General features: G+C 38.4%; 9 protein-coding genes. 5 read left to right on the top strand and 4 right to left on the bottom strand.

The window, feature by feature from the left end:
• On the top strand, positions 1-523 hold a 523-nt coding region (locus tag F6K22_RS21475; RefSeq protein ID WP_293102433.1), incomplete at its 5' end, for a RibD family protein.
• Positions 524-577: 54 nt separating this feature from the next.
• Complete coding sequence (locus F6K22_RS21470; RefSeq protein ID WP_293102430.1) at positions 578-742, top strand: hypothetical protein; 165 nt, start codon at positions 578-580, stop codon at positions 740-742.
• 386 nt (positions 743-1,128) lie between these two features.
• Here the strand turns inward: F6K22_RS21470 and F6K22_RS21465 are convergent, their stop codons facing one another.
• The 3 genes from F6K22_RS21465 to F6K22_RS21455 all read right to left on the bottom strand — a co-directional run bounded on the left by F6K22_RS21465 (position 1,129) and on the right by F6K22_RS21455 (position 4,350).
• Positions 1,129-3,684: a DUF4347 domain-containing protein gene (locus F6K22_RS21465; RefSeq protein WP_293102427.1), complete on the bottom strand. Its 2,556-nt coding sequence runs from the start codon at positions 3,682-3,684 to the stop codon at positions 1,129-1,131.
• A gap of 170 nt (positions 3,685-3,854) precedes the next feature.
• Positions 3,855-4,076 (bottom strand): CopG family antitoxin, encoded by a 222-nt coding sequence (locus F6K22_RS21460; RefSeq protein ID WP_363274079.1) that lies wholly within the window; start codon positions 4,074-4,076, stop codon positions 3,855-3,857.
• Positions 4,066-4,350 (bottom strand): BrnT family toxin, encoded by a 285-nt coding sequence (locus F6K22_RS21455; protein ID WP_293102425.1) that lies wholly within the window; start codon positions 4,348-4,350, stop codon positions 4,066-4,068. The genes F6K22_RS21460 and F6K22_RS21455 overlap by 11 nt, the downstream gene beginning before the upstream one ends.
• Before the next feature lie 354 nt (positions 4,351-4,704).
• On the opposite strand from F6K22_RS21455, the gene F6K22_RS21450 reads away from it, so the two are divergent.
• The 3 genes from F6K22_RS21450 to F6K22_RS21440 all read left to right on the top strand — a co-directional run bounded on the left by F6K22_RS21450 (position 4,705) and on the right by F6K22_RS21440 (position 8,573).
• A complete protein-coding gene (locus F6K22_RS21450; RefSeq protein WP_293102422.1) occupies positions 4,705-6,339 on the top strand; it encodes an alpha-D-glucose phosphate-specific phosphoglucomutase in 1,635 nt (544 codons plus the stop codon).
• Between the two features lie 816 nt (positions 6,340-7,155).
• Positions 7,156-7,338, top strand: coding sequence for a hypothetical protein (locus F6K22_RS21445; protein WP_293102419.1), 183 nt, complete (start codon positions 7,156-7,158; stop codon positions 7,336-7,338).
• Positions 7,339-7,403: 65 nt separating this feature from the next.
• Entirely contained in the window at positions 7,404-8,573 is a 1,170-nt protein-coding gene (locus F6K22_RS21440; protein ID WP_293102416.1) for a transaldolase, read from the top strand.
• Positions 8,574-8,732: 159 nt separating this feature from the next.
• Here the strand turns inward: F6K22_RS21440 and F6K22_RS21435 are convergent.
• Positions 8,733-8,952 (bottom strand): hypothetical protein (locus F6K22_RS21435; RefSeq protein WP_293102413.1); only part of this gene is annotated, 220 nt, incomplete at its 5' end.

The raw sequence follows: 8,952 nt of genomic DNA, 5'->3' as shown, positions 1-8,952 counted from the left end.
GATTATTGGGGGTAATACTGTTCGTCGAGATAATCCATTTTTGACGAGTCGTAGGAGTCGAGATGATAATCCTTTGCGGGTGGTTATGAGTCGCAGTTTAGATTTGCCGAAAGAGGCTAATTTATGGGATGTTAGTGAGGCTGAAACTTTAGTATTTACGGAAATAGATTCTAATCAAGAATTTCAGAAATATTTGAGGCAAAAAGGGGTGGAAGTGGTGGAGACTTCGATTTTAACTCCAGCAGTGGTAATGGCTAATCTCTACGATCGCGGATTTCTTTCTGTACTTTGGGAGTGTGGGGGAACTTTAGCTGCTAGGGCGATCGCTGATGGTGCAGTACAGAAAATCTGGGCTTTTATTGCTCCGAAAATTATTGGTGGGGAAATGGCACCTTCACCTGTAGGGGATTTAGGATTAAGGAAAATGACAGAATCTTTGGAGTTAGAAAATGTTAGTATGCGTGCTGTTGGTTGTGATTATTTATTAGCAGGTTATTTGCAGCAGGAAGAGGAAAAAACTTGATTTTTTTTATCGGATAATCATCCGAAGGTAATAAGGTGGTAGGGCGTTGCTTATATGTGGGATGAATTAGTGTGGTCGGTGTTGTCCGTGTGGTCTGTGAAAGATTCATCCCTTGGTTCAGCAACGCCAGGTGGTAGGGATACCCTGAATAATAAACAGGTATTATATCAAATCCGGTTAAATAACCTCACTATCAATTTAGTAGTCAGTAGTCAGTAGTCAGTAGTCAGTAGTCAGTAGTCAGTAGAAGATACTAAACCCAATCATTCTATTATTATCAAGAATTTGACATTCAACTTTATACACTATCCTCGAACTCTGTAGATGGTTAGATTGTATGTGCAATTAATATCAAATCCGGTTGAATAGTTATTATATAGTTGGGGGAGATGGGGAGATGGGGAGATGGGGAGATGGGGAGATGGGGAGATGGGGAAATTGAAGGCTTGAAGTAATTATAGAATTATCAACATATATTATATAACCGGATTCTATATAAACGGACTTGATATCACAACCAAAAACCAGTAGGGACGTTCCATGGAAAGTCCCTACTGCGGTCTACCCAAATCAAAACCATTGTAATATTATCTTAAGTTGAGATTTTATCGTCTCAAGAAGAAATCATCCTCACTAATAGATGGGGTATTAGTCAGATTAGCAAATTCACCACCACTGCCAAATTCTGCTTCTGTGCCATTAGCATTGTAGAACAATTTGCCGTTGTTACTGTTGTAAACAATGACTGCTGGAGAGATTTCGGCATCAGCATCACTGGTAACTATGGCAAATTCAGCATTGACACTGAAACCTGTTCCGGAGTCACTGGTAATAGCTGTAAATGTACTTTTGTCGAGCAGAATTATATCTTGTTGTGGCACAAAGTCGGTGATGGTATCTACTCCCACATCTTCTAGGGTAAATTCTTGATTGGTATTGAAAATAAAACGGTCAATACTTGCTCCTCCAGTTAGGATGTCGTTACCAGCACCACCGTTGAAGCGATCGCGTCCTTGACCACCAACGAGAGAGTCATTACCATTACCACCAAAGAGATGGTCGTTGTCTTGACGACCTTCTAGAGTATCATCGCCGTCTTTTCCATAGAGGAAGTCGCCACCTCGACTACCAATAATTTGGTCATCACCACCACGACCATTTATAGTGTCATTACCTGCTAGACCTATAATAGTGTCATTACCACCTGCACCATTAAAGACTTCACTTTCAGGAGTACCAGTAATTTCTTGTGGAATTTGCACTTCCACTGCACCAATATCAACCCCTTCGCCTACTAAACGCGGTTCCCCTCGTTGGTCTGTATCAAGGTTGTTGGGATTACTACCTGCATCAATGGCGGGACTATTGGGGAGAGGTAAATGGGTCAAAGTGGGGCCACCGTTGTCAGCTAGTTCTCCAAGTAGAGGGTCTGTAATTCCTGTTTGGTCGCGATCGCCGTTGAAGTTATTGATGGCGTTACCTGTACCAATTAGATTATTACCACCACTGGTAAAGTTATCGTTACTTGTGGCATCAACATCAGTGTTAACATTACCGGAAACAATGCTAGAGGTTACATCACTAGAGGCATAATAGTGGTAAATACCACTTCCTCGACTTGGATCGGCTTCATTATCAGTAATTGTACTATTGCTGATACTAATTATACTATTGCTGATACTATCTGTGCCTGATGCGTTGTTGATACCACCACCGAAAGATGCAGAATTGCCACTAATAGTGCTATTGTTGATACTGGCTGAGGCAGTGTTGATTCTGATTATGCCTGATGAGTTGTGGATACCACCACCACCGAAAGATGCAGAATTGCCACTAATAGTGCTATTGTTGATACTGGCTATGCCTTCGTCATTGTCGATCCCACCACCGAAAGATGCAGAATTGCCACTAATAGTGCTATTGTTAATACTGGTTGTGCCTGACAAGCTAGCGATCCCACCACCAAAAGATGTAGAATTGCTACTAATAGTGCTATTGTTGATACTGACTGTGCCATAAGAATTACTGATCCCACCACCTTCATAAGATGCAGAATTGCCACTAATATTGCTATTGTTGATATTGGCTATGCCTGATGAGTTGTTGATATAACCACCTAAAGATTTGATCCCACCACCGAAAGATGCAGAATTGCCACTAATAGTGCTGTTGCTGATATTTGCTGTACCCATGTTAAAGATACCTCCACCATCACCACTGTCTGTTAAATTACCACTAATAGTGCTGTCGTTCATACTAACTGTACCATTGTTTCGGATGCCTCCACCATCATCAAAAACATTAGTTACAAAACCACCAGTGATTTCTGCATTTTCCAACTGTAGGATAGCATCTTCCAAAACATCAAACACCCTGTCATTGATTCCTGTTTCTCCCCCCGCATCAATAACAGCTTTTTCTTCTCCCTCTGAAATAACTGTTATTTCTCCACCTCCAGCAACAATATCTAAGTCTCCTGTAGCAGCAGCATCTTCTAAACTTCCTGAGATAGTCAGATTATATGTTGCTCCTGCTGTCAGTTGAATAGTATCATCTTCAGGTGTACTGTTCGCTTCAATAATAGCTTCCCGCAAAGAAGTAACACCATCACTATCATCAACTACATCATTAGTAGTATCTACCACAATATTTGCCAATACCCCTGCATAACTTGCCCTAACTTCCGGTGTAAATACTAACGCTGACTTAAGTTGACCGAATATTACTTCTAAATTCCAGTTACCACCTTTGCTAACATTTCCAGTCAATGTTTCCGACGCAGCAATATTTGCTCCTGTAAGCTGATGCAGTTGTCGAACAAATTCTCTACCTTCCTTACCACTTGCCACCTCACAACCATAAATCAATATTTCTCCGTCAGCAGACAAACATTTACCCCACTGCCGAATACTCTCAACATATAGATGAATATTGTCATTTTTCAGGATACTATTTCCCAGATACAAAGTACCTTTTGCGCCATGAGAAATAATATGAACTGTATCCACATCACAGCATTCACTCAGACTTTTAGATATTTGGTCTATACCATTTTGATTAGCTTGTAGGATAACTACTTTTGTCTGAGAGTCAACCTGTGAGATCAGGCGATCGTAATTTTCTACCTTCGAGTCAATGAATAATAGTTTGGTTTGATTCATAATTTTAGAAGGGTTTTCAAGTACCGGAAAAAAACAATAAGTATTCTAACATTAATATTTAGCAGTACGCTGAAAACCTTGAAAATTCTGTATAGGTGATTCTTAAATCACCCCTACCTGACTCCTAAGCGCCACCAAAATAAATATTGCTATAGCTGAATATTTGTGTTTCAAAAAGACAGTTCACGTTTGCTATTTACACAATCTTGAAGGTATAAATTAATTAATTGTTGATACGAAATTCCTTTTTCTTCTGCTTTTTTCTCAAAATATTCTATTACTTCAATTCCTAAAGATAAATTTACTTGTTGCTTGAGTTTTTTTGCATAAGGATTAGGACGACTTTTCATTTTAGTGAGGTCATATTCTGGTTTCATACTTTTATTCTCCATAGAATTCACTTTCTTTTTTAGTTGCTTTGCGGGCAGAAATAATTCTGATTACAGATTCTTGTTCTCGATAACAATGAACTATCAATAATATTCGCATTTTTGAGCTTATACCAAGCAACAAAAATCTATCCTCTAAATCAGAGTGTTGTTCATCCCAAAATTGAATTGCATTATCATCATAAAACACTGATTTTGCCTCTTCAAATGAAACACCGTGCTTTTTTTGGTTAATCAGATTCTTTTCCCGATCCCACTCAAATAGTAATTGACTCATTTTTATATTTTAAAACAAACCATTTGTTCCCGATTTTGAATTGATGTAAACAATTGCATATTTCCCGGATACAAGAAACTATAAATACCTTGTGTTGGGATATCTAATACATACAAATCCGGTTTCTGATCAAATTTTTTAACCTAATCTTAACTATAAGCACATTTACTCAACAGCCAAAAATTAATTTTTCTAAAGTGCCATATTTGTTGTAAAAGTTAGAACAGAACTCAGAATTCAGAACAGATTAATCAATTCAATTCTAAATTCTACATTAGTGCCATATTTGGTGTAAAAGTTAGAACAGAATTCTAAATTCTAAATTCTAAATTCTAAATTCAATTTCTATAAACCATGAATGTACAAACAGTTGTAACTAAACCATTTAGCGACCAAAAACCAGGCACTTCCGGACTCCGCAAAAAAGTGCCAACTTTTAAAGAACCCAACTACCTAGAAAATTTTATTCAGTCTATTTTTGATAGTCTAGAAAATTTTTCTGGTCAAACATTTGTGCTTGGTGGTGATGGTCGCTATTATAACCGTCAGGCAATTCAAATAATTCTGAAAATGGCTGCCGCTAATGGAGTGGGTCGAATGTTAGTGGGTCAAGGTGGTATTCTTTCTACCCCTGCTGCTTCCTGTCTCATTCGTAAAAATCAAGCCTTTGGTGGTATAATCCTTTCTGCTAGTCATAACCCAGGTGGACCTGAAGAGGACTTTGGTGTTAAGTACAATATTAGTAATGGTGGCCCCGCTCCGGAAAAAGTGACAAGTGCCATCTATGAACGTAGTAAAGTTATAGATAGCTACAAAATCATCGAAGTTGAGGATATTAACTTAGACCAACTGGGTAGTCAGAAGTTAGGGGAAATGACTGTAGAAGTTATTGACTCTGTAGCAGACTACGCTGAGTTGATGGAATCTTTGTTTGATTTTGGCAAAATATCAGAACTGCTAAAGTCTGGTAAGTTTCGGATGTGTATGGACTCATTACACGCTGTGACTGGACCTTATGCTAAAGATATTTTTGAGCAACGGTTAGGTGCTCCCGCAGGTACAGTGCAAAATGGTATACCTCTCGAAGATTTTGGTGGTGGACATCCCGACCCTAACTTAGTATACGCTCACGACTTGGTAGAAATCATGTTCGGAGATAATGCTCCTGACTTTGGAGCTGCTTCTGATGGGGATGGCGATCGCAACATGGTATTAGGAAAGAATTTCTTTGTTACTCCTAGCGATAGTTTGGCAATATTGGCTGCTAATGCTAAATTAGTTCCTGGATATAGTTCTGGTTTAGCTGGTATTGCCCGTTCTATGCCAACTTCAGCAGCAGCAGACCGAGTAGCGTCTAAAATGGGTCTGGACTGTTATGAAACTCCCACGGGTTGGAAATTTTTTGGTAACTTATTAGATGCGGATAAAGCAACTCTTTGCGGAGAGGAAAGTTTTGGTACAGGGTCTAATCATGTGCGGGAAAAAGATGGACTTTGGGCAGTATTGTTCTGGTTGAATATTCTGGCAGCACGGCAAGAGTCAGTAGAGGATATTGTTAAGGAACACTGGAAAACTTACGGTCGGAACTATTATTCTCGCCATGACTATGAAGGGATAGAAACTGATAAAGCTAATACACTTGTGGATAATTTACGTTCTCTATTACCTTCTTTGCCAGGAAAACAATATGGTCAATATGAGGTAAAATATGCTGATGATTTTAGCTATACAGATCCAATAGATGGTAGCGTAAGTCAGAAACAGGGTATTCGTATTGGTTTCACTGATGGTTCTCGGATTGTGTTCCGACTTTCAGGAACAGGAACTCAAGGAGCAACTCTACGTTTGTATGTTGAAAATTATGAGCCAGATGCTACTAAACAAGACCAAGATACTCAGGAAGCTTTATCTCCTTTGATTAGTTTAGCAGATGAAATTGCTCAAATTAAGAATCTTACAGGTAGGGAAAAACCTACTGTAATCACCTAATTTAATGGATAATTGATAATTAGAGATAGTTTTGATTAGACATCTCCAATAATCAAAAATAAACTCAATTATCCCACAGAAATCGCTAATTATTTCCGCCAGATCTCTCTTTTCTTGAGAGGTCTATTATCAATTATTCATTGTTAAGTGTTCCCTGTTCTATCTCAACTAGGAAATTTATTTTGCACAACTACTTAATTAAATTGATATTAGGACTGAGATAATTATGCTCGAATCAGCAAAAACTGTAGAGTGATTTCAGAAACAACCAGGATATCAAACTTTTTCTCCAGGAGATATAATTTTTGAAGATGGACAAAAAGGTAATTTCAACAATTAATAATTAATAATTACCTCTCCTTGAAAGTAGTCAGTAGTCAGTAGTTAGTAGTTAGTAGTTAGTAGTCAGTAGTCAGTAGTCAGTAGTTAGTAGTCAGTAGCCAGTAGTCAGTAGTCAGTAGTCAGTAGAAAGAAATGTTATTATCATTTTTGACCGTGAAATAATTCGATTCTGCCAAATATACATCTGAACTTTAACCATTTTTGTTGACCAAACTGTTCGTAACATTCTTTTTTCATCCATGGTATAAGTTCTGAATTCTAAATTCTAAATTCTGAATTCTGAATTCTAAATTCTGAATTCTACCCTCAACTATAAGACTTTTTCAGCCAACCCTGAGTAGTAGCTTTTGCAATTTAATAGTGTATGTTAAGGCACAGAAATTTTAAACCTAATTATGATAATCATTTTATTAGACTTAAGTTAAAATAAAATTAAGCTTAATTTGGTATAAAAAAATATTCCATCTTTAGCCATTGCCAAATCTTTCTAAATTTTCTTCCCTCCTGACTCCCGATCTAATTACACCAATGCTATCGGTTGCTGTTGTGTTGATTCTTAGGAAGAAATGGGCTGTAGAAACCAACGGCCAAAAAACCTATCTGACCGAAATGGCAGGAAGTGAAATATTAAAATGTCATAAAGTGACATTTTCTTAAAGTTTTCTAGAGTAATTTTGAAATAAACCAGAAGTTAAGCAACTTATTCTCAAAAGGAGAAACAAATGGCTAAAAATTTGCTCGAACAACTACGAGAAGTAACCATCGTGGTTGCTGATACAGGCGATATTCAAGCAATTGAAAAATTTAGGCCACGGGATGCAACTACTAATCCCTCATTAATTACTGCTGCTGCTCAGATGCCACAATATCAAGAAATTGTGGATGAAACTTTGAAAGCAGCAAGGCAGACATTGGGAACAGATGCAACAGCTTCTGATGTGGCAAATTTAGCATTTAAGAGACTGGCAGTTGCTTTTGGACTCAAGATTTTACAAATTGTTCCTGGGCGGGTATCTACAGAGGTTGATGCTAGACTATCCTACGATACAGAAGCTACAATAGCTCAAGGACGAGATTTGATTGCTCAATATGAAGCTGCTGGAGTTGGTCGCGATCGCATTTTGATTAAGATTGCTTCTACCTGGGAAGGTATCAGAGCAGCAGAAGTGCTAGAAAAAGAGGGTATTCACTGCAATTTAACTTTACTGTTTGGTTTGCACCAGGCGATCGCTTGTGCTGAAGCTGGTGCTACTTTAATTTCTCCTTTTGTAGGAAGAATTTTAGACTGGTACAAAAAAGAAACTGGACGAGATTCTTATCCTCCAGCGGAAGACCCTGGTGTATTGTCTGTGACTAAGGTCTACAACTACTACAAGAAATTCGGTTACAAGACTGAAGTGATGGGAGCTAGTTTCCGTAATATTGGGGAAATTACAGAATTAGCAGGTTGTGACCTGTTGACTATTTCACCTGCATTATTGGGTGAGTTGGAGTCAACAACAGGTGAGTTACCTACTAAACTTTCTGTGGAGCAAGCTGCTCAGTCTGATGCAGAAAAAATTACAATGGACAAAGAGACTTTTGATAAGATGCACGCTGAAGACCGGATGGCATCTCAAAAGCTGGATGAGGGAATTAAAGGTTTCTCCAAAGCATTAGAATCATTGGAAAAACTATTAGCAGATCGGTTGACTCGTCTAGAGGGAGTTACCCATGCAGCAGAAGATATTTTCCATATCTATGACTTAGATGGTGATGGTTTCATCACTCGTGAAGAGTGGGCAGGAACTGATGCTGTATTTGATGCTCTGGATATCAATAAAGATGGAAAAATCTCTCCAGAAGAAATGGCATCTGGTTTAGGATCTGTGTTCCAATTAGCGAAGGTTTAGTCCTAAGATAGCAGTCAGCAATGAGCCAATTTAATTGTTGGCTAGTGGGAGCATCCTGCTCCCGTTTCTTGATTTAATTGTGAGCGAGATGGTAACATTATTAGGACTTATGTCGCCTTTTTGTTTGTAGTTTTGCTCTAGCCCCTCAAATACTTAATATTAGGACTTAGGACTTAGATCATCTTTTTGTTTGTAGTTTTGCTCTAGTCCCTCAAATCTCACGGGGTGACAAGGTAGCTGAAAGCTATATACAGAGGTGGACTTATCAAATAAGCTGAAGAATAGTTCAACTAAAATCCCACTATTATTGAGAATAGATGGGGGTGTGGTGCGTTCGCGGAGCGTTGCGGAGCGCAGTATCGCGCCACACAGTAGCTTG

This window comes from Okeania sp. SIO2F4 (assembly GCF_010672385.1).
GTDB lineage: Bacteria > Cyanobacteriota > Cyanobacteriia > Cyanobacteriales > Microcoleaceae > Trichodesmium.
Note: the sequence above shows the minus strand (reverse complement) of the source record. Positions and strands in the feature narration are given on the sequence as shown.

What these genes read in the sequence shown, in the direction of transcription:
- F6K22_RS21470 (WP_293102430.1), top strand. Translation starts at nt 578, where the DNA reads ATGTGGGATGAATTAGTGTGGTCGGTGTTGTCCGTGTGGTCTGTGAAA.
- F6K22_RS21465 (WP_293102427.1), bottom strand. Translation starts at nt 3,684, where the DNA reads ATGAATCAAACCAAACTATTATTCATTGACTCGAAGGTAGAAAATTAC.
- F6K22_RS21460 (WP_363274079.1), bottom strand. Translation starts at nt 4,076, where the DNA reads ATGGAGAATAAAAGTATGAAACCAGAATATGACCTCACTAAAATGAAA.
- F6K22_RS21455 (WP_293102425.1), bottom strand. Translation starts at nt 4,350, where the DNA reads ATGAGTCAATTACTATTTGAGTGGGATCGGGAAAAGAATCTGATTAAC.
- F6K22_RS21450 (WP_293102422.1), top strand. Translation starts at nt 4,705, where the DNA reads ATGAATGTACAAACAGTTGTAACTAAACCATTTAGCGACCAAAAACCA.
- F6K22_RS21440 (WP_293102416.1), top strand. Translation starts at nt 7,404, where the DNA reads ATGGCTAAAAATTTGCTCGAACAACTACGAGAAGTAACCATCGTGGTT.